Source organism: Bordetella pertussis 18323 (genome assembly GCF_000306945.1).
In the GTDB taxonomy this organism is placed as follows: domain Bacteria; phylum Pseudomonadota; class Gammaproteobacteria; order Burkholderiales; family Burkholderiaceae_B; genus Bordetella; species Bordetella pertussis.
Genome location: NC_018518.1, coordinates 2,842,983 through 2,867,313 on the forward strand (window position 1 = coordinate 2,842,983; position 24,331 = coordinate 2,867,313).

The window sequence follows — 24,331 nt, forward strand, 5'->3', positions numbered from 1 at the left end:
GGGGAACTGTGTAATGTCCGAACGTGAGTCAATGGAATATGACGTGGTCGTGGTCGGTGGCGGGCCGGCTGGGCTGGCCGCGGCCATCCGCCTCAAGCAGCTTGCCGCGGAAAAGAACCACGAAGTCAGCGTCTGTGTCCTGGAGAAGGGCTCCGAGCTCGGCGCGCATATTCTGTCGGGCGCCGTCATGGACCCGCAGGCCCTGACCGAACTGATCCCCGACTGGAAGGAAAAGGGCGCGCCGCTGAACGTGCCCGTGACGCAGGACAAATTCCTCTTCCTGAGCGCCACCGGCGCGCGCTCCACGCCCAACTGGCTGCTGCCGGCCTGTTTCCACAACGAAGGCAACTACATCGTGCGCCTGGGCGACGTGGTGAAGTGGCTGGGCGAACAGGCCGAAGCGCTCGGCGTGGACATTTTCCCCGGTTTCGCGGCGGCCGAAGTGCTGTACGACGAAAACGGCGCGGTGCGCGGCGTAGCCACCGGCGACATGGGCGTGGCGCGCGACGGCACGCACACCGACCACTACCAGCCCGGCATGGAACTGCTGGCGCGCTACACGCTATTTGCCGAAGGGTCGCGCGGCCAGCTGGGCCGCCAGCTGATCGGCCGCTACAAGCTGGACGAGGGCCGCAACCCGCAATCGTACGGCATCGGCATCAAGGAAATGTGGGAGGTCGACCCGGCCCAGTCGCGTCCGGGCCTGGTGGTGCATACCGCCGGCTGGCCGCTGGACTCCGACACCTACGGCGGCTCGTTCCTCTATCACCTGGACAACAACGTGGTGGTGGTCGGCCTGATCGTGGGCCTGGACTACGCCAATCCGTGGCTGTCGCCGTTCGAGGAATTCCAGCGCTACAAGACCCACCCTGCCATCCGCGGCACCTTCGAAGGCGGCAAGCGCATCGCCTATGGCGCGCGGGCCATCACCGCGGGCGGACTGCTGTCGCTGCCCAAGCTGGCCTTCCCGGGCGGCGCGCTGATCGGCTGCGAAGCCGGGTTCCTGAATGCATCGCGCATCAAGGGCAGCCACGCCGCCATCAAGAGCGGCAAGATGGCGGCCGAGGCGGCCTTCGACGCCGTGGCGAGCGATCGCAGCCACGACGAGCTGGCCAGCTACGCCAGCGCCTTCGAGTCTTCGTGGCTGCACGCCGAGCTGAACAAGGCGCGCAACTTCAAGCAGTGGTTCAAGAAGGGCCGCACCGTCGGCACCTTCATGACCGGTATCGAGCAGTGGCTGCTCAAGGGCAAGTTCCCCTGGACCCTGCGCCACAACAAGCCTGACCATGCCTGCCTGCAGCCGGCATCGCAGTGCGCCCGCATCGACTACCCCAAGCCCGACGGCAAGCTGACCTTCGACAAGCTGAGCTCGGTGTTCATCTCCAACACCAACCACGAAGAGAACCAGCCGGTGCACTTGACGCTGAAGGACGACAGCGTACCGGTGGCGGTCAATCTGGCCAAGTATGGCGGCCCCGAGTCGCGCTACTGTCCGGCCGGCGTGTACGAGTTCATCAAGGACGACCACGGCGCCGACCGCTTGCAGATCAACGCGCAGAACTGCGTGCACTGCAAGACCTGCGACATCAAGGACCCCACCCAGAACATCGTCTGGGTCGCGCCGCAAGGCGGCGAGGGACCGGTCTACAGCGGCATGTAAGCGCGGGCGCGCACGTGGGCGCCGGCAGGATACCAGGCGCCCTCGCGGCGCCTTTTTTCCAGACCGTGTGCCCGTCAACCACGGGGGGAGGCCTCGCATGAGCGAACGAGTGCTGCTGGCCGGCTGCGGCGACCTGGGCGTGCGCGTGGCGCGGCGCCTGCTGGCGCGCGGCGACCAGGTCTGGGCGTTGCGGCGCCAGCCGCCGCCGGCCGAGGATGGCGGGCTGCGCTGGATCGCCGCCGACCTGACGCAACCCGCGACACTGGCCGGCCTGCCGGACGGCCTGACCCAGGTCGTCTACCTGCCGGCCCCCGGCGCGCACGACCCGGCCCGCTATCGCGAGATTTTCGTCGATGGCCTGCGCCACCTGCGCGACGCGCTGGACACGGCGGCCCTGCGCCGCACGCTGTTCGTCTCGTCCTCGGCCGTCTACGGCGAGCACGACGGGCAGTGGGTGGACGAACATACGCCCCCCGGCCCGCTGGGCTTCAATGGCCGCAGCCTGCTCGAGGCCGAGCGCTCGCTGGACGCATGGCCCGGCCAGGCCGTGGTGCTGCGCCTGGCGGGCCTGTATGGACCGGGCCGCCTGCAGCTGCTGGAGCGGCTGCGCGCGGGGCAAGCCCGCGCGCCCGTCGACCCGCCCCATTGGGCCAACCGCATCCACATCGACGACGCGGCGGCCGCGATCGCGCACCTGCTGCGCCTGCCCGCCCCCGAGAAGCTCTACCTGGGCTGCGACGATACCACGCTGCCCCTGCACGAACTGTACGCCGCACTGGCGACGCTGGCCGGCGCGCCCCCGCCCGGCGAAGGCCCGGCGCCCGCGCAGGTCGGCAGCAAGCGGCTGTGCAACGCGCGCCTGCGCGCCAGCGGCCTGCAACTGCAATGGCCGGACTCGCGCGCCGGCTACGCCGCGCTGCTGGACGGCAAGGCAACCTTGCAGGCCACGATTCATACAACAACGAAACGTTCGATCCCGTGATCGCCGATACTGCAAGACAGCATCGAGGAGACAGCATGCAACCCGCCGACCCGCTGGAGGCCGTCGCGCACCCCGACCCCTACCCTTACTATGCCGCCCTGGCGCGCGAACGGCCGTTCTACCACGACGATCGCCTGGGCCTGTGGGTAGCCGCGGGGCCGCAGGCCATCCGTGCGGTACTGACCTGTCCGGCCGCGCGCGTGCGCCCGCCCGGGGAACCCGTGCCCGCGGCGCTGGGCGCCGGGCCCGCCGCGCAAATGTTCGGCCGCTTCATCCGCATGAACGACGGCGCCGTCCATGAGCGCCTCAAGCCCATGCTCACGGCCTATCTGACCCAACGCACCGCGGCGGACCTGGCCGAGCCCGCCTGGCCGGCGATCGGCAATGATCCGGCCCAGGTGGATCGCTATCTCTACCAGGCGCCGGTTCACGCCCAGGCCTGCCTGATGGGCTTGCCGGACGAGGTCGCGGCATCCTGTGCGCGAGAAATCGAGGCGTTCATGGCAGCCTGTCGGCCCGGCGCCGACGCGGCGGCCGTCGCCCGCGCCGACCAGGCCGCGCAGGCCCTGCAGGCGCGCATGCTGGCGCATTTGCGCGCCGCCCGCGGCGACGCGGCGCTGGGCGTGCTGCGCCGCCTGGCCCTGGCCGGCGGCGTCGAGGCCGATGCGCTGGCGGCCAATCTCGCGGGCCTGCTGCTGCAATCCTGCGAGGCCGGCGCCGGACTGCTGGACAATGCGCTGGTTCACGCCGGCCGCCTGTCGCCGGCGGCCGCGCCGGACCTGCTGCATACCTGCGTGGAGATCGTCACCCACGTGGCGCGCCACGATCCGCCGCTGCACAACACCCGGCGCTTCCTGGCCGCGCCCGCCACCCTGCTGGGCCAATCCGCGCCCGCAGGCGCCGGCATCCTGGTGGTGCTGGCCGCCGCGCACGCGCTGGCCGAAGGGGCCTGGCCATGGACCTTCGGCGCCGAGCGCCATGCCTGTCCGGGCCGCACGCCCGCCCTGCTGCACGCGGCCCAGGCGCTGGCGCATGCCTTGCGCCACGGCGTGGACGCGCCGGCGCTGGCGCGGCGCGTGCGCTACCGTCCGCTGCCCAATGCCCGCGTACCGCGGTTCCACTTCCCGCCCGGAGACACGCCATGATCGCCGTCATTTTCGAAGTGCAGCCCGCCGCCGAAGGCGGGCGCGCCGCCTACCTGGATATCGCCGCCGGCCTGCTGCCCCACCTGCGGGCCATCGACGACTTCATTTCGGTCGAGCGCTTCGAAAGCCTCAGCACGCCGGGCAAGCTGTTGTCGCTGTCGTTCTGGCGCGACGAAGAAGCGGTGCGCAACTGGCGCGCGCTGGCCGAGCACCGGCAAGCCCAGTCGGCGGGCCGCAACGGCGTATTCCAGGACTATCGGCTACGCGTCGCGCACGTATTGCGCGACTATGGCATGCAGGCGCGCGACCAGGCGCCGCCCGACAGCCGCCAGGCGCACGACGGCCCGGCGGGCGGCTGAGAACGCGCCGCGCTCAGCGCGCGGCCGCGCAATGCCCGCGTACCGCGTCGACGACGCGATCGATGCCGTCGGCGTCCACGTCCAGGTGCGTCACCAGGCGGGTCGGCCCGCCATAGACCGCCCGCATCAGAATGCCCTGCCCGCGCAGCGCCGTGGTCAGCGATTCGCACCGGGCCGGATCGAACTCGGCGAACACCATGTTGGTGTGCTGCCCCAGCACGCGCACGCCGTCGATGCCGTCCAGGCCCGCGGCCAGCCGCGCCGCGTTGTCGTGGTCTAGCTGTGAAGATTCAATAGGTTGTATGCATGGTTCATCCGAACCGGATTTGAGAAACTGGAAATCGCCGACCCCCCAGTTCACTCAAGGAGCCCGGCCGGATGAACACCCATAAGCATGCCCGATTGACCTTCCTACGTCGACTCGAAATGGTCCAGCAATTGATCGCCCATCAAGTTTGTGTGCCTGAAGCGGCCCGCGCCTATGGGGTCACCGCGCCGACTGTGCGCAAATGGCTGGGCCGCTTCCTGGCTCAGGGCCAGGCGGGCTTGGCCGATGCGTCCTCGCGCCCGACGGTCTCGCCCCGAGCGATTGCGCCGGCCAAGGCGCTGGCTATCGTGGAGCTGCGCCGCAAGCGGCTGACCCAAGCGCGCATCGCCCAGGCGCTGGGCGTGTCAGCCAGCACCGTCAGCCGCGTCCTGGCCCGCGCCGGTCTGTCGCACCTGGCCGACCTGGAGCCGGCCGAGCCGGTGGTGCGCTACGAGCATCAGGCCCCCGGCGATCTGCTGCACATCGACATCAAGAAGCTGGGACGTATCCAGCGCCCTGGCCACCGGGTCACGGGCAACCGACGCGATACCGTTGAGGGGGCCGGCTGGGACTTCGTCTTCGTGGCCATCGATGACCACGCCCGCGTGGCCTTCACCGACATCCACCCCGACGAGCGCTTCCCCAGCGCCGTCCAGTTCCTCAAGGACGCAGTGGCCTACTACCAGCGCCTGGGCGTGACCATCCAGCGCTTGCTCACCGACAATGGCTCGGCCTTTCGCAGCCGCGCCTTCGCCGCGCTGTGCCATGAGCTGGGCATCAAGCACCGCTTTACCCGACCTTACCGCCCACAGACCAATGGCAAGGCCGAACGCTTCATCCAGTCGGCCTTGCGTGAGTGGGCTTACGCTCACACCTACCAGAACTCCCAACACCGAGCCGATGCCATGAAATCCTGGCTACACCACTACAACTGGCATCGACCCCACCAAGGCATCGGGCGCGCTGTACCCATCTCCAGACTCAACCTGGACGAATACAACCTATTGACAGTTCACATCTAGCGCCAGGCGCTCGACGTGGTGGTGCAGCGCGTGCAGGCAGGCGGCAGCCAGTATGCCGGCCTGCCGCATGCCGCCGCCCAGCATCTTGCGCCAGCGATGCGCCTGCTCGATCAGGGCGCGGCTGCCGACCAGCACCGATCCGACCGGCGCGCCCAGCCCCTTGGAAAAACAGATCGAAACCGTATCGAACGGCTCGCACAGCTGTTGCACCGGCACGCCGCTGGCCACGGCCGCATTGAAGACGCGCGCGCCGTCCAGATGGGTGGACAGGCCATGCTCGCGGGCCCAGCCCGTGGCCTGCGCGACATAGCCGGCGGGCATGACCCGGCCCTGGAAGGTGTTTTCCAGCGCCAACAGCCGGGTACGGGCGAAATGCGGATCGCCGCCCGGCTTGAGCGCGGCCGCCAGCCTGTCCAGCGGCAGGCTGCCGTCGGCGGCATGGTCGACGGGCTGCGGCTGGATGCTGCCCAGCACCGCAGCGCCGCCTCCCTCGAATTTGTACGTATGGGCCTGCTGCCCCACCAGATACTCGTCGCCGCGGGCGCAATGCGCCATCAGCGCGGCCAGGTTGCTCTGCGTGCCCGACGGGAAGAACAGCCCGGCCTCCTTGCCCGCCCGCGCGGCAACCTCGTCCTGCAGGCGCCGTACGCTGGGGTCATCGCCCATCACATCGTCACCCACCGGCGCGGCCGCCATGGCCTGCCGCATGGCGGCGCTGGGACGGGTCACGGTATCGCTGCGCAGATCGATCATGGTTGCTCCACGTAAGGGGTTTCAGGACGCGGCGCGCGGGGCGGGCCGCGCGGCCCGGCTGACCACCCACAGGCCGAACAGGATCAGGGCCATGCCGGCCATCTCGGTCAGGGTGGGCCGCTCGCCGAGGATCGCCCAGGCCAGCAGCACCGCCACCACCGGCACGCCCAGGCTGGACAGCCCGGCGATCGAGGCCGGCACCCGGCGCACCACCAGCAGCCACAGGATCCAGCCCAGCGCCGTGGCGACCAGCACGATATAGCTCATGCCCAGCCACAGCCGCCACCCACCCCATTGGGCGGGAATCTGCGGCACCAGCCAGGCGAACGGCAGGATGACCACCCCGCCCAGCAGCATCTGCCAGGCGGTGAAGGTCATGATATCCGGCGCATGGCGCTCGAACATGCGCTTGGACAATACCGTGCCCAGGCCCCAGCACAGGCCGCTGCACAGGCCCAGCGCGACCGGCGCCAGATCGCCCAGCCCGGCCCAGGGATCGAGAAAGCACACCAGGCCGACCGCGGCCAGGGCAATGCCGCCCCAATGGCGCGCGGTCGGCCGCTCGCCCTGCAAGGCCCAGGCGAACAGCACGACCCAGAAAGGCATGGTGTAGGCCATCAGCGACACCTTGCCCACGCCGCCGCTGATCAGCGCCGTCTGCACGAAGCCCTGGAATCCGGTGATCTGCGTCGCGGCGGCAAGCAAGGTCAGCTTCCAGGGCGGCATGCCCAGCGGCCGGCCGGTCGCCACCAGTATGCTGAACAGCACGACGGCGCCCGCCAGATAGCGCACCGCGATGAAATCGAACGGCCCGATGTACGGCACCACCAGCTTCATCGCGATCCAGCTGCCCGCCCATACGAAGATGGTAAGCAGCATCAGGCCCACCCGATCGAACGCGGCGCGATTCACTTCCAGTACTCCCAAGAAAACCCATGCAAAGCCGGAAAAGGCACGGGCCGGTCATGCGACCGGCCCGGCTGGCTACAGACTGACGGCATTATGCGCCTGCCGGCGCATCGCCCGGTACGGCGTCCGGCGGGCGGACGCCGCACGATCACAACGGCTTGGCCAGTTGCTCGAGGATGGCGGGGTTCTCCAGGGTGGACACGTCCTGGGTGATTTCCTCGCCCTTGGCGACCACGCGCAGCAGGCGGCGCATGATCTTGCCCGAACGGGTCTTGGGCAGGTTGTCGCCGAAACGGATGTCCTTGGGCTTGGCGATGGGGCCGATTTCCTTGCCCACCCAGTCGCGCAGTTGCCTGGCGATGGCCTGGGCTTCGTCGCCCTCGGGGCGGCTGCGCTTGAGCACCACGAAGGCCACCACGGCTTCGCCGGTGGTGTCGTCGGGACGGCCCACCACGGCGGCCTCGGCCACCATTTCGTGCGCCACCAGCGCCGACTCCACCTCCATGGTGCCGAGGCGGTGGCCGGACACGTTGAGCACGTCGTCGATGCGCCCCATGATCCAGAAATAGCCATCGGCGTCGCGCTGGGCGCCGTCGCCGGCCAGGTAGTAGCCGCGCAGCTCGGGCGGGAAGTAGCTCTTCTTGAACCGCTCCGGGTCGCCCCAGATGTTGCGGATCATGGCCGGCCAGGGACGCTTGATGACCAGGAAGCCGCCATTGCCCTGCGCGACATCGCCGCCGGTCTCGTCGACGATGGCCGCGACAATGCCCGGCAGCGGCAGCGTGCACGATCCCGGCTTGAGCGGCGTGGCGCCCGGCAGCGGCGTGAGCATGTGCCCGCCGGTCTCGGTCTGCCACCAGGTGTCGACGACCGGGCAGCGCTCGCGGCCGACATTCTTGTGGTACCAGATCCAGGCCTCGGGGTTGATGGGCTCGCCCACCGAACCGATGATGCGCAGGCTGTCCAGGTCGTATTGGCGCGGGTGCACCTCCTGGTTGGCCTCGGCGGCCTTGATGAGCGAGCGGATCGCGGTCGGCGCGGTATAGAACACCGACACCTTGTGGCGCGCGATCATGTCCCAGAAGCGTCCGGCGTTGGGGAACGTGGGCACGCCCTCGAACACCACCTGCGTCACGCCGGCGGCCAGCGGGCCGTAGGTGATATAGGTATGGCCGGTCACCCAGCCCACGTCGGCCGTGCACCAGTACACATCATCGGCGCGGGCGTCGAAGGTCCACTTCATGGTCAGCAGCGCCCACAGCAGATAGCCCGCGGAGGCATGCTGCACGCCCTTGGGCTTGCCGGTGGAGCCCGACGTGTACAGGATGAACAACGGATGCTCGGCATTGACCGCCTGCGGCTCGCAGGTATCGGCCTGGCCGGCCTCCACGTCGTGCATCCAGACGTCGCGCCCTTCCTGCCAGGCGATCTTGCCGCCGGTGCGGCGATACACCACTACCTTGGAAACGGCCTCGCAACCGCCCATGGCGAACGCTTCCTCGACGGCGGGCTTGAGCGGGATGGTCTTGCCGCCTCGCACCTGCTCGTCGGCGGTGATCACCACCGTGGCGCCGACGTCGACGATACGCTCCTGCAGGCTCTTGGCCGAGAAGCCGCCGAACACCACCGAGTGCGTCACGCCCAGGCGGGCGCAGGCCTGCACGGCCACCACCGCCTCGATCGACATGGGCATGTAGATGATGGCGCGGTCGCCCTTCTTGTACCCCATGGCCTTCAGGCCATTGGCGAAGCGGCACACGCGCGCCAGCAGTTCGCGGTAGCTGATCTTGTCGACCTTGCCGTCGTCGGATTCGAAGATGATGGCGGTCTTGTCGGCGTTGCCGTTATGCAGGTGCACGTCCAGGCAGTTGGCCGATACGTTGAGTTCGCCATCGCCAAACCACCGATAGAAAGGCGCCTCGGACTCGTCCAGGACCTGCGTGAAGGACTTGGTCCATTGCAGGTTCTCGCGCGCCAGGCGCGACCAGAACCCGTTGAAGTCCTTGTCCGCTTCCTCGCACAGGGCCCAATAGGCGTCCATGCCCGAAATCGCGGCGCCTTGCACGGCGCTCGCCGGCGGCGGGAATACGCGATTCTCGACCAGGACGGATTGAATGGCATTCGACATGGTGTGTCTCCGATGAATGATTCTGGTGCTGCCGTTTTTCTTGCCGACACGCAACCGTATCGCCACGCTCTTACGGGCACCTTACGGTGACGGAGCGCCGCCGCCGACAGGCGCGGCAGGCAATCCGCGATCATCGCAGGCGCGCGGCCATCGTGGCCGGACCATAAGCCGCGTGATGGTCAGACCATAAGGATAGCAGCCGGCACGGGGTCTAGGTGTGAACTGTCAATAGGTTGTATTCGTCCAGGTTGAGTCTGGAGATGGGTACAGCGCGCCCGATGCCTTGGTGGGGTCGCTGCCAGTTGTAGTGGTGTAGCCAGGATTTCATGGCATCGGCTCGGTGTTGGGAGTTCTGGTAGGTGTGAGCGTAAGCCCACTCACGCAAGGCCGACTGGATGAAGCGTTCGGCCTTGCCATTGGTCTGTGGGCGGTAAGGTCGGGTAAAGCGGTGCTTGATGCCCAGCTCATGGCACAGCGCGGCGAAGGCGCGGCTGCGAAAGGCCGAGCCATTGTCGGTGAGCAAGCGCTGGATGGTCACGCCCAGGCGCTGGTAGTAGGCCACTGCGTCCTTGAGGAACTGGACGGCGCTGGGGAAGCGCTCGTCGGGGTGGATGTCGGTGAAGGCCACGCGGGCGTGGTCATCGATGGCCACGAAGACGAAGTCCCAGCCGGCCCCCTCAACGGTATCGCGTCGGTTGCCCGTGACCCGGTGGCCAGGGCGCTGGATACGTCCCAGCTTCTTGATGTCGATGTGCAGCAGATCGCCGGGGGCCTGATGCTCGTAGCGCACCACCGGCTCGGCCGGCTCCAGGTCGGCCAGGTGCGACAGACCGGCGCGGGCCAGGACGCGGCTGACGGTGCTGGCTGACACGCCCAGCGCCTGGGCGATGCGCGCTTGGGTCAGCCGCTTGCGGCGCAGCTCCACGATAGCCAGCGCCTTGGCCGGCGCAATCGCTCGGGGCGAGACCGTCGGGCGCGAGGACGCATCGGCCAAGCCCGCCTGGCCCTGAGCCAGGAAGCGGCCCAGCCATTTGCGCACAGTCGGCGCGGTGACCCCATAGGCGCGGGCCGCTTCAGGCACACAAACTTGATGGGCGATCAATTGCTGGACCATTTCGAGTCGACGTAGGAAGGTCAATCGGGCATGCTTATGGGTGTTCATCCGGCCGGGCTCCTTGAGTGAACTGGGGGATCGGCGATTTCCAGTTTCTCAAATCCGGTTCGGATGAACCATGCATACAACCTATTGAATCTTCACATCTAGGCAGCATGGCGCGCGATGCCGCGCGCCATGTCCACGCGCGTAAGCAGGATCAGCCCGCCCACGAAGAACAGCCCGGTGACCAGGATGGCCAGGCGATGATTGCCGGCGGTCAGCCAGGTCACCAGTCCGTAGGTCAGCGGCCCCACCACCGCCGCGAGCTGGATGGCGAAGGTCCACAGCGCGAAGAATTCCGCCAGCCGCCCGGCCGGCGCGAGGGCTCCGGTCATGGCGCGTCCGGCGCTCTGGCTGGTGCCCATGCACAGCCCGGCCAGCACCGCCGCCACCCAGAACACCGGGGCCGTCACCGCCGCGTAGGCCACCAGCACCATGGCGATCCAGCCGGCCAGCGTGAGCGCCAGCGCCCGCTTGTGGCCGATGCGGTCCTGCAGGTAGCCGAATCCGAAAGCGCCGGCCGCCGCCGCGATATTCACCGTGAACACCAGCAGCATGATCTGGGGCATGGTGAAGCCCATGGCCTGCTCCGCATACACCGCGGCCAGCGTGATGACCACCGCGATGCCCGCCTGGTAGCAGGCCCCGCACATCAGCAGCCGGCGGAACTCCGGATAGTGGGCGCCGGTGTCCTGCCAGGCGCGCCGCAGCCGGCCCAGCATGTTGGGCACCTGCAGGGCCACCGCATGCGGCACGGCGCGCTCGCGCAGCAGGAAGAACGACGGCAGCGCGGAAATGGCGAAAATGGCGCTGGTCACGACGATCACCCAGGGCACGTATTGGGGCGCATCCAGGCCGCGCGCCTCGCCCAGCGTCACCACCGCCAGCGACAGCCCCAGCGCCAGCATGCCGCCGCAATAGCCGAAGCTCCAGCCCCAGCCCGACACGCGGCCCAGCGCATGCGGACGGGCCAGCTCGGGCAGGAACGCCGCCACCACCGACTCGCCGATGCAATAGCAATAGTTGGACAAGGCCACGGCGGCCAGCGCCAGCCAGACGTCGCCCGGCCCGGCCTGTGTCAGCACCAGCGTCGCCGCCACGCAGCCCATGGTGCTGGTGTAGAGCAGCCGGCGCTTGCCGGCGCGCGCATCGGCGCGCGCGCCCAGCGTCGGCATGGTCAGCATGATGGCCAGGTAGGACAGCGACAGCGCGGCCGTCCAGGCCAGCGTGGCCCAGTGGGCGCGCCCGCCGACCACACTGACGAAATAGGTGCTGAACACCGTCGTCAGGATGACGGTGGTGTAGCCCGAGTTGGCGAAGTCGTACATCGCCCAGGCCCAGACTTCCCGGCGCGTCACGCCGGGGTTCAGCGCCGGGAGCGCGCCGGCGTCAGCCGCCGCGCCGCCCCCGGGCGGATCGCCGGCGGGCGGCAGCGGATACGTCACAGGCCCAGCGCGGCGATGCCGGCGCGGGCGATCTCGGCGTCCTCGCTGGACTTCACGCCCGACACGCCCACCGCGCCCACGACTTCGCCGTCCACCGTCACGGGCACGCCGCCTTCGAGCATGCCTTCGAGCAGCGGCGCCGACAGGAAAGCCTGGCGGCCGTTGTTGATGATCTCCTCGTAGACGCGCGATTCACGGCGGCCCAGCGCGGCCGTGCCGGCCTTGGCCGGCGCGATGCGCGCGGAAATCGGTGCCGCGCCGTCGAGCCGCAATTGGCCCAGCAGGTGGCCGCCGTCATCGACGACGGCGATGGTGACCGCCCACTTGTTGGCCAGCGCATGCGCTTCGGCCGCCGCCAGGATTTTCTTCACATCGTCGGCGACCAGCACGGGTTTGGTTTTCATTGCAGGGATTCCTTGATCTGTTCTAGGGCGGAAGGATCTTCGATGGTGGTCAGATCACCCGGGTCGCGGCCCTCGCAGACGGCCACGATCGCGCGGCGCAGCACCTTGCCGGAACGCGTCTTGGGCAAGGCACCCACGAAACGGATGCGCGCCGGCCGCGCCACCGCGCCCAGCTGGTCTTCCACCACGCGCATGATATCGCCTTCCAGCGCCAGCGCCCCGTCACGCGTTTCCGCACCGGCCGGATCCTTCAGCACCGCGAAGGCCATCGCGACCTGCCCCTTCAACGTATCGGCCACGCCGACCACGGCGCACTCGGCCACGCCCGCATGACTGTTGATCGACTCTTCGATCTCGCGCGTGCCCAGCCGGTGGCCCGCGACGTTGATGACATCGTCGGTGCGTCCCAGGATGAACCAGTAGCCGTCCGGGTCGACCAGCCCCCAGTCGAACGTGGAATACACCTGGCGGCCGGGAATCGAGGTGAAGTACGTCTGCACGAAGCGCTCGTCGTCGCCCCAGATGGTGGACATGGCGCCGGGCGGCAGGGGCGGCACGATGGCCACCACGCCTTTTTCGTCGGGCCCCAGGTCCTCGCCGGTGCTTTCGCTGACGATGCGCGCGTCGAACCCGTAGACCGGAAACGAGGGGCTGCCGAAGCGGGTCGGCACGCGCTCGACGCCGGGCTGCGCCGACAGGATCGGCCAGCCGGACTCCGTCTGCCAGTAATTGTCGATGATGGGCTTGCCCAGGCCCTGGGAAATCCACTGCGCGGTCGGCTCGTCCAGGGGCTCGCCGGCCAGGTATACGGCGCGCAGCGTGGACAGGTCGTGCCGGCGCAGCAGCGCGGCGTCCTGGCGCTTGAGCACCCGCACCGCGGTCGGCGCGGAAAACAGGGTGTTGACCCCGAAGCGCTCGACCAGCTGCCACAGGATGGCGCCGTCCGGACGCACCGGCGTGCCTTCGTACAGGATGGTCGTCTGGCCGCCGATCAGCGGACCATAGACGATGTACGAGTGGCCCACCACCCAGCCGATGTCGCTGGTGCAGAAATAGGTATCGCCAGGCTTGCCGTCGAACAGGTACTCCATCGACGAGGCCAGCGCCACCGCATAGCCGCCGGTGTCGCGCTGCACGCCCTTGGGACGGCCGGTGGTACCCGAGGTGTAGAGGATGTAGCTCGGCTCGGACGACTCCAGCCATTGCACCGGCACGCGCGCGCCCTCGTGGCGGGCGCGCAGCTCAGCGTAGTCCAGGTCGCGGCCGGCCTGCCGCTCGCATGGCGTGAGCCCCCGGTCGAGGATGATCACCGCGCCGGGCGGCTTCTGGCACAGCGCCAGCGCGCGGTCCAGCAGGGGCTTGTACGCCACCACCTTGCCCGCGCGCGAGCCGCCGTCGGTGCTGATGACGACCTTGGGCGCGGCGTCGTCGATGCGCTGGGCCAGGTTGACCGAGGCGAAGCCGCCGAACACCACCGAATGGATGGCGCCGATGCGCGCGCACGCCAGCATGGCGAACACCGCCTCGGGCACCATGGGCATGTACAGCACAGCACCCGGTCGCCCCGCTCCACCCCCTGCTCGCGCAGCATGGCCGCCACGGCGTTGACCTCGTCGTGCAACTGCTGGCGGGTGTAGACGCGCTCCTGGTCGACTTCGGTCGATACCCAGATCAGCGCCGGCTGGTCGGCCTGCTGCGGCAGCCAGCGGTCGACGGCGTTGTAACAGAGGTTGGTCTTGCCCCCCACGAACCACCGCGCAAACGGCGGCCGGGAATAATCGATCACCTGCTCGAACGGCGTCTCCCAATGAATCCGCCCTGCCTCCTCGCGCCAGAACCCATCGCGGTCATGTATCGAACGGTAGTGGAAATCCCGGGTTTTTTTCATTGGTGTCTCCTGGTATGGTTCGGTAGCTCTTTGGCGCCTCAACCATCTATTGTGGCCGGCAAACCTTGCATCAGGCTTGCCGCGCATCCTGGGAATTCCCCCGATATCCGCCTAGTTTTTTCTTACAGATGGTATCGCGCAATCCTATCGTCACAATAGCTTTGGTAGAATCCCCGAAAATTTCATTACAACCACGGACGCTCCGTTTATCGGGGACGGCCTATTGCGGCGAATGCATCGACACTCCAACCCCGCGCTACCTGAACGCAATATCAGCCTGTCGAGCCGCGGTCTGCGCTTGCTGGCGGTGGTAGCGTGCGCGGTGGGACTGGCCGGTTGCGCCGGCACCGGTGCCAAGAAAACGTCGTATACCTTCGAAAGCGACCCCTACGACACCGAGTGGGTCGCCAGCGCCGACGATCCGATAGGCATCCTGGTCACCCAGAAGCTCAAGCGCGACCGGCGCGCCGGCCAGTCGCAGACCAGCGGCGAGAACCCGCTGGTCAGCGAAGCGCTGGGCCAGCTTGGCGTGCGCTACCGGTTCGGCGGCATCTCGCCCGATACCGGCTTCGATTGCAGCGGCCTGGTGGCCCATACCGCCGAGCGCTCGCTGGGCCTGAAACTGCCGCGCATCTCGGCCGACATCGCCCGCTGGGGCACCAACATCGACCGCAAGGAATTGCGCCCGGGCGACCTGGTGTTCTTCAACACCCTGGGCCGGCGCTACTCGCATGTCGGCATCTACATGGGCGAAAACCGCTTCATCCACTCGCCCAGCTCCGGCGGCGTGGTGCGTGTCGAAAACATGACCGTGGCCTACTGGGCCAAGCGCTACAACGGCGCGCGCCGCATCGACGACAGCCGCCTTGCCTCGGCGCGCGCGTCGAACTGAACACCCGCCTTCCCTGCCGGAAGGCCCAAGCAAAAGCGCCCCGGACGGGGCGCTTTTGCTTGGGCCTCAACTGGCGCGCCGGCTACGGCGACCATGCCTGGCGGCTATGACGGCGGCACGGCGTTACCGCGCGGTAACGACCGCGCACACAGGCCACACTGGTGCAATGCCTGCTGCATGCTGCACACCGAGCGCCGGCACGCCACCACGCGGATGCCGCCCCGCTGCGCCGCATGGCGGAACGTTTTCATGACGTTGTGCCCGAGGAAATCGGTAAGCAGGATGACAAGCTGCGTACCGGACGGCAGCTGCAAGGTTTTCTTCTGATGGGATGGATCGCGCCCGCTGATGTGATGGGTGATCGAAATGTTGTGCCCTTTGAGCAGGTCCGGGATGTTGCCCAGCCGGTCCGCGCCCACCACTACTGCACTGAGTCCTGCCGTCATGATTTACCTCATCGGTCGTTGAGACTGAGGTAATGATAATGATTCCCATTGGATAGTCAACATAAATGAGACCGATTCTTATTTAATATTATCAATGGCTCGGCCTGTTCGGATAGCCGGCATCCGCGGACGCACGGCCGGCCCGTCCCCTCGGTGAACGGGCAAGAAAAAGCGCGCCGCAGGCGCGCTTTCACCGGGACATGGGCCTAGCTGTGAAGATTCAATAGGTTGTATGCATGGTTCATCCGAACCGGATTTGAGAAACTGGAAATCGCCAACCCCCCAGTTCACTCAAGGAGCCCGGCCGGATGAACACCCATAAGCATGCCCGATTGACCTTCCTACGTCGACTCGAAATGGTCCAGCAATTGATCGCCCATCAAGTTTGTGTGCCTGAAGCGGCCCGCGCCTATGGGGTCACCGCGCCGACTGTGCGCAAATGGCTGGGCCGCTTCCTGGCTCAGGGCCAGGCGGGCTTGGCCGATGCGTCCTCGCGCCCGACGGTCTCGCCCCGAGCGATTGCGCCGGCCAAGGCGCTGGCTATCGTGGAGCTGCGCCGCAAGCGGCTGACCCAAGCGCGCATCGCCCAGGCGCTGGGCGTGTCAGCCAGCACCGTCAGCCGCGTCCTGGCCCGCGCCGGTCTGTCGCACCTGGCCGACCTGGAGCCGGCCGAGCCGGTGGTGCGCTACGAGCATCAGGCCCCCGGCGATCTGCTGCACATCGACATCAAGAAGCTGGGACGTATCCAGCGCCCTGGCCACCGGGTCACGGGCAACCGACGCGATACCGTTGAGGGGGCCGGCTGGGACTTCGTCTTCGTGGCCATCGATGACCACGCCCGCGTGGCCTTCACCGACATCCACCCCGACGAGCGCTTCCCCAGCGCCGTCCAGTTCCTCAAGGACGCAGTGGCCTACTACCAGCGCCTGGGCGTGACCATCCAGCGCTTGCTCACCGACAATGGCTCGGCCTTTCGCAGCCGCGCCTTCGCCGCGCTGTGCCATGAGCTGGGCATCAAGCACCGCTTTACCCGACCTTACCGCCCACAGACCAATGGCAAGGCCGAACGCTTCATCCAGTCGGCCTTGCGTGAGTGGGCTTACGCTCACACCTACCAGAACTCCCAACACCGAGCCGATGCCATGAAATCCTGGCTACACCACTACAACTGGCATCGACCCCACCAAGGCATCGGGCGCGCTGTACCCATCTCCAGACTCAACCTGGACGAATACAACCTATTGACAGTTCACACCTAGCCGTTCAGGCCGGCCCGGCCCTGCACCGCTTCGCTGACCACCTGGCGCGTCAGGCCGGGGGCCATCATTTCCATGAAGGTGTACACGTAATCGCGCAGGAACACCCCCGACTTCACCCCCACGCGCGTGGTGTGCGTGCCGAACAGGTGCCCCACCGGCAGGCCGACCAGGTTGGCGTCGCGGCGCGGGTCGTACGCGACGCCGGCGATGATGCCGATGCCCAGCCCCACGTCGACATAGGTCTTGATCACGTCGGCGTCGATGGCTTCGAGCACGATATCCGGGTGGATGCCCTGGTTGGCGAATATCTCGTCGATCGTGGTACGGCCGGTAAAGGCCCGGTCGTACGTCACGATGGGGTATTCGGCCAGCTGGGCCAGCGTCAGGCGCCGCGCCTGGCTGGAGGTCAGTTCGGTAAGCGGGTGGTCGGGGCGCACCACCACCGTGTGCTCCCAGGTGTAGACCGGCAGGGTCGCCAGGCCGGGCGTCAGCGCCAGCGACTCGGTGGCCAGCGCCAGGTCGGCCTGCTCGTGCAGCACCATTTCGGCCAGCTGCGACGGGCTGCCCTCTGCCAACGACAGGTGCACCTTGGGAAACTGCTTGCGAAAGGCCGGAATCACGCGCGGCAGCAGGTAGCGCGCCTGCGTATGGGTGCAGGCGATCACCAGCCCGCCCTCGTCGCGGCGGGCGAACTCGTCGCTGACCTTCTTCAGGTTGTCGACTTCGCGCATGATGCGGTCGATCACCTGCGAAACGGCCAGCCCGGGCTTGGTCAGCCCCTTGATGCGCTTGCCGTGCCGCTCGAAGATCTTGATGCCGAGCTCGTCCTCGAATTCGATGATCGCCTTCGAGACGCCCGGCTGCGAGGTATAGAGCATCCGGGCGGCTTCGGTAAGGTTGAAGTCGCGCCGGATGGTTTCGCGCACAAAACGGAATTGCTGCAGGTTCATGAATTGGCCCCTGTTAGACGGAGCCAATTATAAGTAATATAGGATGGAGTCTATATTACTTTTTACTATAATTTTACGCGATCCCGCAGCATCGAGCCGTCATTTCATCGAGATGGTGGTGTTCACGCCGCGCCCGTGGGCGGACCAGCGCGCCGTCACCGTCTTCGTCTGCGTCCAGAATTGCACCGCCTGCTTGCCGTTGGGCCCGAGGTCGCCCAGCTTGGACCCGCGCGAGCCGGTAAAGCTGAACCAGGCCACCGGCACCGGGATGGGAATGTTGATCCCCACCTGGCCGACGTCGATGTTGTTCTGGAAGTAGCGCGCCGCGCCGCCGTCCTGCGTGAACAGCGCCACGCCGTTGCCGTTGGGGTTGCGATTGATGAATTCGACCGCGTCCTCCAGCGTGTCCACGCCCACCACGCACAGCACCGGCCCGAACACTTCCTCGGTGTAGATGGTCATGTTCTCGGTCACGCCATCGAAGATGGTCGGGCCGACGAAGTTGCCCTGCTCGAAGCCGGCCACCTTGAGGCTGCGGCCGTCCAGCAGCAGCTTGGCGCCCTCGTCCACGCCCTTCTGGATCAGGCCCTCGACGCGCTGCTTGGCCGCGGGCGATACCAGCGGGCCGAGATCGGCCTCGCGGTCGACGCCGTTGTTGACCTTCAGCTTCCTGGCGCGCTCGACGAAATCGGGCAGCCAGTTGCGCGCCTCGCCCACCATCACCGCCACCGAGGTGGCCATGCAGCGCTGGCCGGCGGCGCCGAACGCCGCGCCCACCAGCTGGTTGAGCGCCACTTCGGGATCGGCGTCGGGCAGGATCACGCAGTGGTTCTTGGCGCCCATCATCGATTGGCAGCGCTTGCCCGCGGCCGAGGCGCGGTTGTAGATCTCGGTGCCCACGCGGGTCGAACCGATGAACGACACCGCCTTGATATCCGGGTGCTCGCACAGGCCGTTGGCGATGTCCGGGCCGCCGTGCACCACGTTGAGCACGCCCGGCGGCAGGCCGGCTTCCAGCGCCAGCTGGGCCAGGAACAGCGACGACGAGGGATCCTGCTCTGACGGCTTGAGCACGAAGGTGTTGCCGCAGGCCACCGCGATCGGGAACATGAAGCACGGCAGCATGACCGGGAAGTTGAACGCGGTGATGCCGGCGCACACGCCCAGCGGCTGGATCAGCGTGTAGACGTCGATGCCGCCGGCGGCGTTCTCGGCGTACTCGCCCAGCTGCAGGTTGGCGATCGAGCAGGCATGCTCGACCACTTCCAGGCCGCGGCCGACCTCGCCCTCGGCATCCGGCAGGGTCTTGCCATGCTCGCGGGTGATCATCTCGGCCAGCTTGCCGGTGTTGTCGCGCAGCAGCTGCTGCAGCTTGAGCATGACGCGCATGCGCGCGCCCTGCCCGGTATTGCGCCAGGTCTTGAAGGCTTCCTTGGCGTTGGCGACGGCCAGGTCCAGTTCTTCGCGGGTGGCGAACGGCACCTGGGCCACGACCTCCTGGGTGGCGGGGTTGATCACGTCGCGCCATTGGGTGGTCTTGGACTGTACGAGCTTGCCGCCGATCAATAGCGACTTCGCTCATTTCTCTGCTCCTCACACTGCTTGGAATGCGGCCCGGCGGGCCGTGTTGGACAGGCGCTGCCGGCGCCGCTCGCGCGGCGCGCGGCACCGGACCGGTTTACTTCTTGACCAGCGGGCAGGTCGACTCGGCCAGCGGCTGGAAGGCCTCGGCGGCCGGAATGGTGGCCACCAGCTTGGAATAGTCCCAGCCGCCCTTGGACTCGGCAGGCTTTTTGACTTCGTACAGATACATGTCGTGGATCACCCGGCCGTCGGGCCGGATGCTCGCGTTGCGCATGATCGGGTCCTTGATCGGCAGTTCGCGCATCTTGTCGGCCACGACCTTGCCGTCGGTACTGCCGCTGGCGGCGACCGCGCGCAGGTAATGCAGCACGCTCGAATAGACGCCGGCCTGGACCATGGTGGGCTTCAGGCCGCGAAACGCCTTCTCGAAGCGCGCCGACCACTGGCGCGTCGCGTCGTCATAGTCCCAGTAGAAGCCGTCCACATAGGACAGGCCCTGGGCGTTGTCCAGCCCCAGCGCGCGCAGGTCGGACAGGAAGACCAGCAGCGAAACGAGCCGCTGGCCGCCTTCGACGATGCCGAACTCGCGCGCCTGCTTGACCGCGTTGACCGTATCCTGGCCGCCATTGGCCAGCGCCACGACCTGGGCCTTGGAGCTTTGCGCCTGCAGCAGGTACGAGGCGAAATCGGGCGCGTTCAAGGGGTGGCGCACGCTGCCTGCCACCGTGCCGCCCAGCGCCTGGACGGCCTTGGCGGTATCGGCCTCCAGCGAGTGGCCGAAGGCGTAATCGACGGTGATGAAGTACCAGGACTTGCCGCCCGCCCGCACCGTGGCCTTGGCCCCGCCGGCCGATTGCGAATAGGTGTCGAACATCCAGTGAAAGCCCAGCGGCGAGCAATCCTGGTTGGTCAGCGCCGTGGCGGCCGGCCCGGAGAACATCACGACCTTGTTCTTCTCGCGCGCGATACCCTGCACCGCCAGCGCCACGGCCGAGTTGGTCAGGTCGGCGATGGCCGTGACCCCATCGCGGTCGAACCACTCGCGCGCCTTGGCCGCCCCGACGTCCGTCTTGTTCTGGTTGTCGGCCGAGACCAGGTCGATTTTCATGCCCTTGCATTCGGCGGCCAGGCAATCGTCGATCGCCAGTTGCGCCGCCGCGACCGAACCAGGCCCGCCCATGCCGGCATAGGTGCCCGACATATCGGTCAGGATGCCGATCTTCACCGGCGGCTTGTCCGCCGCCATCGCCTGACCCACCAACATGGCGCCCAGGCACAAGCCTGCGGCAAACCCGCGTGCGCGCGATTTCATGAATCTGTCTCCTGTGGTTTTTCTAGGTCCTGCACGGGTGCGCCCAAGGCGTCCGCCCGTCCTAGTGTAGATGTGTGAAAATCCACAATCAACGAAACAAATGCACATTCCTTGTGCAAAAATACACAAGAGAGCCGCCATGCTGGATTGGGACAGCCTGCGCTACTTCCTGGAAGTGGCGCGCACGCAGCGAGTCAGCGCCGCCGCGCGCAAGCTGGGCGTGGAACACACGACCGTGGCGCGCCGCGTCCGCGCGCTGGAGGCCGAGCTCGACAGCCTGTTGTTCGAGAAGTCGCGCAGCGCGGGCTACGTGCTGACCGAGGACGGGCAACGCCTGTTCGTCTTCGCCGAGCAGATGGAAAGCACCGTGCACACCGCGCGGGAAAACCTCTCCGGCATCGGGCAGGCGCTGTCCGGGCATGTGCGCATCGGCGCCACCGAGGGATTCGGCAGCTATGTGCTGACCCCGCTGGCGGCGGACTTCCAGCGCCGCTACCCGCACATCACCCTCGACATCCTGCCGGTGCCCCGCTTCGTCAGCCTGTCCAAGCGCGAGGCGGACCTGGCCATCACCATCGAGCGGCCGCAGCGCGGCCCGTATGTCTGCACCAAGCTGTGCGACTACACGCTGATGCTGTATGGCACGCCCGCGTACCTGGCGCGCCACGCGCCGATCCGCGAGCGCGCCGACCTGGCCGGGCACAACTTCATCGGCTACGTGGACGAACTGCTGTTCAGCGAACGCCTGCGCTACCTCGAGGACGTGCTGCCCAACAGCCAGGTGGTGCTGCGCAGCACCAGCGTCATCGCCCAGTACCACGCCACCCTGCAAGGGCAGTCGCTGGCGATCCTGCCCTGCTTCATCGCCGCGCAGGACCCGCGCCTGACCCCCGTGCTGCCCGACGACATCGCCATCACGCGCAGCTTCTGGATGTACTGCCACGAGGACCTGCGCCGCCTCAAGCGCGTCAGCGCGCTGTGGGAGTTCATGCGCCGCTCGGTCATGCGCAATGCGGCGCTGCTGCAAGGCCGCGGCGCCGCATTGCAATACCTGCCCTAGGCGCCGCGTCCGGCGTTGCGCGGCGCCTTCACCCGCAGGCGGCGCATCAGCAGGTAAGCTGCCAGCAGCGCCACCACGGCGTGCACGGCCCATACGCCGATGCTGAAACTGATCTTGCCGCTGCTGATCCAGGCGCGCGACAGGTTGATCATGTTCATGTACAGCAGGCCGACCAGGCCGGCGATCAGCAGGTCGCCGGAGCGTCCCAGCCGCGGATTGACCGCGCCCAGCGGGATCGCCAGCAGCGCCAGGTTCAGGGCCGCCAGCGGCATCGCCACCCGCCACATGATCTGCGACCAGCTGCTATCGGTGTTGTCCTGCACCAGTTGCATCGTCGAGCGCGCCTTGCTGGAGCGCTCGGCCGCCGCGCGCGCCTCGGCCATGGGATCTTCGCCCGCCTTGCTTTCCAGCCGCACGCCATACTGGTCGAAATTGACCAGCCGGATTTCCGGCGTGCCCGGCTTGAGATCGTAGCGGTGCCCTTCGCCCAGGACCAGGAAACGGTCGCCGTTGGGCAGCGTTTCGCTGCGCGCATTGCTGGCGGTCAGCACGCTGAGCCACTCCGGATCGATCGAGCGCGCGAACACCGCGCCCAGCTCATCGCCCGGGCGCACGGGGTCCTCGGCGAAGAATACGCGGTCTCCGCGCCCCGATTCGGCGAACTGCCCCGCCGTCACCTTGGAAAGATCGGAGCGCTGCTCGAAGCGCTCGCGGTATTCGCCGATCTGACGGTAGGCCCAGGGCGATGCGACCAGCGTAAGCGCCGCCACCAGCATCGCAATCGGCACGGCCACCCGCGCCACCGGGCGCAGCCAGTCGGCCAGGGACAAGCCGCTGGCGAACCACACCACCATCTCGGACTCGCGATAGTTGCGTGTTACCGTGGTCAGTACGGCGATGAACAGCGACACGGCCAGGATGGTCGGCAATGCCGTGATGGTGGAAAAGGCCGCCAGGCCGAGCACGACATCGGCGCCGATCGAGCCGCCGGCGGCTTCGCCCAGCAGGCGCACCAGCAGGACGCTCAGCCAGACCACCACCAGCGTGGAAAACACGACGCCAGCGTGACTGGTGATCTCGCTGACGACAGACCGTTTGAATAGAGACATGTGAGAATATGCGGGATAATCGACCGCAACTTACGTGCAATCGGAAAAGCCTCATGGAATTTAGCACACAGACCACTGCCTCCCTGCATCAGATCAAGACTGCGGCCCTGGCCGTCGGCGTCTTCGCCGACGGCGTGCTCAGCGCCGCCGCCGAAGTCATCGACCGCGCCAGCCACGGTGCCGTGGCCGCCGTGGTGAAAAGCGAGTTCCGCGGCCGCACCGGCAGCACGCTGGTGCTGCGCAGCCTGGCCGGCGTCAGCGCCCAGCGCGTGGTGCTGGTGGGCCTGGGCAAGCAGGCCGAATACAACGCCCGCGCGCACGCCAGCGCCGAACAGGCGTTCGCCGCGGCGTGCGTCGCGGCCCAGGTGGGCGAAGGCGTGTCGACCCTGGCCGGCGTGGCCATCGAGGGCGTGCCGGTGCGCGCCCGCGCGCGCAGCGCCGCCATCGCCGCGGGCGCGGCGGCCTACCATTACGATGCGACGTTCGGCAAGGCCAATCGCGACGCCCGCCCCAGGTTGAAGAAAATCGTCCAGGTGGTCGACCGCGCGGCCTCCGCGCAGGCGCAGCTGGGCCTGCGCGAAGGCGCGGCCATCGCCCACGGCATGGAATTGACCCGCACGCTGGGCAACCTGCCCGGCAACGTGTGCACGCCGGCCTATCTCGGCAATACCGCCAAGAAACTGGCGCGCGAATTCAAGAGCCTCAAGGTCGAGGTGCTCGAACGCAAGCAGGTCGAGGCGCTGGGCATGGGCTCGTTCCTCTCGGTCGCGCGCGGCTCGGAAGAACCGCTGCGCTTCATCGTGCTGCGCCATGCCGGCAAGCCCGCCAAGAAGGACAAGGCCGGCCCGGTCGTCCTGGTGGGCAAGGGCATCACCTTCGATGCTGGCGGCATCTCGCTCAAGCCGGCCGCCACGATGGACGAAATGAAGTACGACATGTGCGGCGCGGCCAGCGTGCTGGGCACGTTCCGCGCCCTGGCCGAGCTGGAGCTGCCGCTGGATGTGGTGGGCCTGATCGCGGCGTGCGAGAACCTGCCCAGCGGCAAGGCCAACAAGCCCGGCGACGTGGTCACCAGCATGTCGGGCCAGACCATCGAGATCCTCAACACCGACGCCGAAGGCCGCCTGGTGCTGTGCGATGCCCTGACCTACGCCGAGCGCTTCAAGCCCGCGGCCGTGATCGACATCGCCACGTTGACCGGCGCCTGCGTGGTAGCCCTGGGCAACGTCAATAGCGGCCTGTTCTCCAAGGACGACGCGCTGGCCGACGCGCTGCTGGCCGCCAGCCGCCAGTCGCTCGACCCGGCCTGGCGCCTGCCGCTGGACGATGCCTACCAGGACCAGCTCAAGTCCAACTTCGCCGACATCGCCAACATCGGCGGCCCCCCGGCCGGCGCGGTCACGGCGGCCTGCTTCCTGTCGCGCTTCACCAAGGCTTATCCGTGGGCGCACCTGGACATCGCCGGCACGGCCTGGCGCGGCGGCAAGGACAAGGGCGCCACCGGCCGGCCGGTGCCGCTGCTGATGCAGTACCTGCTGGACCAGGCAGGCTGAACGCGGGG

At 67.7% G+C, this 24,331-nt stretch carries 19 protein-coding genes and 3 pseudogenes; 9 read left to right on the top strand and 13 right to left on the bottom strand.

The genetic code is table 11. The annotated features are described in order from the left end of the window. Positions 1-31 precede the first annotated feature (31 nt). From BN118_RS13395 to BN118_RS13410, 4 genes are all read left to right on the top strand, one after another. Positions 32-1,660, top strand: coding sequence for an electron transfer flavoprotein-ubiquinone oxidoreductase (locus BN118_RS13395; protein WP_003821383.1), 1,629 nt, complete (start codon positions 32-34; stop codon positions 1,658-1,660). A gap of 97 nt (positions 1,661-1,757) precedes the next feature. Then, on the top strand, positions 1,758-2,642 hold the full coding sequence (locus tag BN118_RS13400; RefSeq protein ID WP_010930914.1) for an NAD-dependent epimerase/dehydratase family protein: 885 nt from the start codon (positions 1,758-1,760) through the stop codon (positions 2,640-2,642). Continuing rightward, entirely contained in the window at positions 2,639-3,787 is a 1,149-nt protein-coding gene (locus BN118_RS13405) for a cytochrome P450 family protein (RefSeq protein WP_014905933.1), read from the top strand. Before BN118_RS13400 ends, BN118_RS13405 begins: the two co-directional genes overlap by 4 nt. Further along, the gene (locus BN118_RS13410) at positions 3,784-4,146 is read left to right on the top strand and encodes an antibiotic biosynthesis monooxygenase family protein (RefSeq protein WP_010930916.1); all 363 of its coding nucleotides are present in this window, start codon (positions 3,784-3,786) and stop codon (positions 4,144-4,146) included. The genes BN118_RS13405 and BN118_RS13410 overlap by 4 nt, the downstream gene beginning before the upstream one ends. Before the next feature lie 13 nt (positions 4,147-4,159). Here BN118_RS13410 and BN118_RS19950 read toward each other — a convergent pair. Further along, positions 4,160-4,441: pseudogene (locus tag BN118_RS19950) on the bottom strand (low-specificity L-threonine aldolase); the annotation flags it as partial. 83 nt (positions 4,442-4,524) lie between these two features. Here BN118_RS19950 and BN118_RS13420 point away from each other — a divergent pair. Beyond that, positions 4,525-5,475 carry an IS481-like element IS481 family transposase gene (locus BN118_RS13420; RefSeq protein ID WP_005015810.1) on the top strand — a complete coding sequence of 317 codons (951 nt, stop codon included), beginning with the start codon at positions 4,525-4,527 and terminating at the stop codon, positions 5,473-5,475. Here the strand turns inward: BN118_RS13420 and ltaE are convergent. The 7 genes and pseudogenes from ltaE to BN118_RS13455 all read right to left on the bottom strand — a co-directional run. After that, positions 5,470-6,228: pseudogene (gene ltaE, locus BN118_RS13425) on the bottom strand (low-specificity L-threonine aldolase); the annotation flags it as partial. The gene BN118_RS13420 and the pseudogene ltaE overlap by 6 nt on opposite strands. A gap of 21 nt (positions 6,229-6,249) precedes the next feature. Next, positions 6,250-7,140, bottom strand: a complete 891-nt coding sequence (locus tag BN118_RS13430; protein ID WP_010930917.1) for a DMT family transporter — start codon at positions 7,138-7,140, stop codon at positions 6,250-6,252. Between the two features lie 145 nt (positions 7,141-7,285). Then, positions 7,286-9,265, bottom strand: coding sequence for an acetate--CoA ligase (acs, locus tag BN118_RS13435; RefSeq protein WP_014905934.1), 1,980 nt, complete (start codon positions 9,263-9,265; stop codon positions 7,286-7,288). Between the two features lie 211 nt (positions 9,266-9,476). Beyond that, positions 9,477-10,427, bottom strand: a complete 951-nt coding sequence (locus tag BN118_RS13440; RefSeq protein WP_010930730.1) for an IS481-like element IS481 family transposase — start codon at positions 10,425-10,427, stop codon at positions 9,477-9,479. A 98-nt stretch (positions 10,428-10,525) separates the two neighbouring features. Then, entirely contained in the window at positions 10,526-11,866 is a 1,341-nt protein-coding gene (locus tag BN118_RS13445; protein WP_014905935.1) for an MFS transporter, read from the bottom strand. Then, positions 11,863-12,270 carry a heme-binding protein gene (locus BN118_RS13450; RefSeq protein WP_003821377.1) on the bottom strand — a complete coding sequence of 136 codons (408 nt, stop codon included), beginning with the start codon at positions 12,268-12,270 and terminating at the stop codon, positions 11,863-11,865. The genes BN118_RS13445 and BN118_RS13450 overlap by 4 nt, the downstream gene beginning before the upstream one ends. Next, a pseudogene (locus BN118_RS13455) lies at positions 12,267-14,158 on the bottom strand (propionate--CoA ligase). Before BN118_RS13455 ends, BN118_RS13450 begins: the two are co-directional and overlap by 4 nt. A 232-nt stretch (positions 14,159-14,390) precedes the next feature. Between BN118_RS13455 and BN118_RS13460 the strand changes: the two are divergent. Next, positions 14,391-15,050: a C40 family peptidase gene (locus tag BN118_RS13460; RefSeq protein ID WP_014905936.1), complete on the top strand. Its 660-nt coding sequence runs from the start codon at positions 14,391-14,393 to the stop codon at positions 15,048-15,050. 104 nt (positions 15,051-15,154) lie between these two features. Here BN118_RS13460 and BN118_RS13465 read toward each other — a convergent pair whose 3' ends face one another. Continuing rightward, entirely contained in the window at positions 15,155-15,496 is a 342-nt protein-coding gene (locus BN118_RS13465) for a DUF2325 domain-containing protein (protein ID WP_010930920.1), read from the bottom strand. A 308-nt stretch (positions 15,497-15,804) separates the two neighbouring features. Between BN118_RS13465 and BN118_RS13470 the strand changes: the two genes are divergently transcribed. Further along, a complete protein-coding gene (locus tag BN118_RS13470) occupies positions 15,805-16,755 on the top strand; it encodes an IS481-like element IS481 family transposase (RefSeq protein WP_005013747.1) in 951 nt (316 codons plus the stop codon). Here the strand turns inward: BN118_RS13470 and BN118_RS13475 are convergent. From BN118_RS13475 to BN118_RS13485, 3 genes are all read right to left on the bottom strand, one after another. Further along, the gene (locus BN118_RS13475) at positions 16,752-17,705 is read right to left on the bottom strand and encodes a CysB family HTH-type transcriptional regulator (RefSeq protein WP_014486084.1); all 954 of its coding nucleotides are present in this window, start codon (positions 17,703-17,705) and stop codon (positions 16,752-16,754) included. The genes BN118_RS13470 and BN118_RS13475 overlap by 4 nt on opposite strands. A gap of 99 nt (positions 17,706-17,804) precedes the next feature. Next, positions 17,805-19,271 carry a CoA-acylating methylmalonate-semialdehyde dehydrogenase gene (locus BN118_RS13480; protein WP_010930923.1) on the bottom strand — a complete coding sequence of 489 codons (1,467 nt, stop codon included), beginning with the start codon at positions 19,269-19,271 and terminating at the stop codon, positions 17,805-17,807. 112 nt (positions 19,272-19,383) lie between these two features. Then, positions 19,384-20,601 carry an ABC transporter substrate-binding protein gene (locus tag BN118_RS13485; RefSeq protein ID WP_003821372.1) on the bottom strand — a complete coding sequence of 406 codons (1,218 nt, stop codon included), beginning with the start codon at positions 20,599-20,601 and terminating at the stop codon, positions 19,384-19,386. Positions 20,602-20,740: 139 nt separating this feature from the next. On the opposite strand from BN118_RS13485, the gene BN118_RS13490 reads away from it, so the two are divergent. Beyond that, positions 20,741-21,661, top strand: coding sequence for a LysR family transcriptional regulator (locus BN118_RS13490; RefSeq protein WP_003821371.1), 921 nt, complete (start codon positions 20,741-20,743; stop codon positions 21,659-21,661). On the opposite strand, the gene lptF is transcribed toward BN118_RS13490, so the two are convergent. Beyond that, positions 21,658-22,770 (bottom strand): LPS export ABC transporter permease LptF, encoded by a 1,113-nt coding sequence (lptF, locus tag BN118_RS13495; RefSeq protein ID WP_003813765.1) that lies wholly within the window; start codon positions 22,768-22,770, stop codon positions 21,658-21,660. The two genes, BN118_RS13490 and lptF, sit on opposite strands and share 4 nt — an antisense overlap. A gap of 53 nt (positions 22,771-22,823) precedes the next feature. On the opposite strand from lptF, the gene BN118_RS13500 reads away from it, so the two are divergent. Further along, positions 22,824-24,323 (top strand): leucyl aminopeptidase, encoded by a 1,500-nt coding sequence (locus BN118_RS13500; RefSeq protein WP_003821370.1) that lies wholly within the window; start codon positions 22,824-22,826, stop codon positions 24,321-24,323. Positions 24,324-24,331: the final 8 nt, after the last annotated feature.

What these genes read in the sequence shown, in the direction of transcription:
- BN118_RS13395 (WP_003821383.1), top strand. Translation starts at nt 32, where the DNA reads ATGGAATATGACGTGGTCGTGGTCGGTGGCGGGCCGGCTGGGCTGGCC.
- BN118_RS13400 (WP_010930914.1), top strand. Translation starts at nt 1,758, where the DNA reads ATGAGCGAACGAGTGCTGCTGGCCGGCTGCGGCGACCTGGGCGTGCGC.
- BN118_RS13410 (WP_010930916.1), top strand. Translation starts at nt 3,784, where the DNA reads ATGATCGCCGTCATTTTCGAAGTGCAGCCCGCCGCCGAAGGCGGGCGC.
- BN118_RS13420 (WP_005015810.1), top strand. Translation starts at nt 4,525, where the DNA reads ATGAACACCCATAAGCATGCCCGATTGACCTTCCTACGTCGACTCGAA.
- acs (WP_014905934.1), bottom strand. Translation starts at nt 9,265, where the DNA reads ATGTCGAATGCCATTCAATCCGTCCTGGTCGAGAATCGCGTATTCCCG.
- BN118_RS13440 (WP_010930730.1), bottom strand. Translation starts at nt 10,427, where the DNA reads ATGAACACCCATAAGCATGCCCGATTGACCTTCCTACGTCGACTCGAA.
- BN118_RS13450 (WP_003821377.1), bottom strand. Translation starts at nt 12,270, where the DNA reads ATGAAAACCAAACCCGTGCTGGTCGCCGACGATGTGAAGAAAATCCTG.
- BN118_RS13460 (WP_014905936.1), top strand. Translation starts at nt 14,391, where the DNA reads ATGCATCGACACTCCAACCCCGCGCTACCTGAACGCAATATCAGCCTG.
- BN118_RS13465 (WP_010930920.1), bottom strand. Translation starts at nt 15,496, where the DNA reads ATGACGGCAGGACTCAGTGCAGTAGTGGTGGGCGCGGACCGGCTGGGC.
- BN118_RS13470 (WP_005013747.1), top strand. Translation starts at nt 15,805, where the DNA reads ATGAACACCCATAAGCATGCCCGATTGACCTTCCTACGTCGACTCGAA.
- BN118_RS13475 (WP_014486084.1), bottom strand. Translation starts at nt 17,705, where the DNA reads ATGAACCTGCAGCAATTCCGTTTTGTGCGCGAAACCATCCGGCGCGAC.
- BN118_RS13485 (WP_003821372.1), bottom strand. Translation starts at nt 20,601, where the DNA reads ATGAAATCGCGCGCACGCGGGTTTGCCGCAGGCTTGTGCCTGGGCGCC.
- BN118_RS13490 (WP_003821371.1), top strand. Translation starts at nt 20,741, where the DNA reads ATGCTGGATTGGGACAGCCTGCGCTACTTCCTGGAAGTGGCGCGCACG.
- lptF (WP_003813765.1), bottom strand. Translation starts at nt 22,770, where the DNA reads ATGTCTCTATTCAAACGGTCTGTCGTCAGCGAGATCACCAGTCACGCT.
- BN118_RS13500 (WP_003821370.1), top strand. Translation starts at nt 22,824, where the DNA reads ATGGAATTTAGCACACAGACCACTGCCTCCCTGCATCAGATCAAGACT.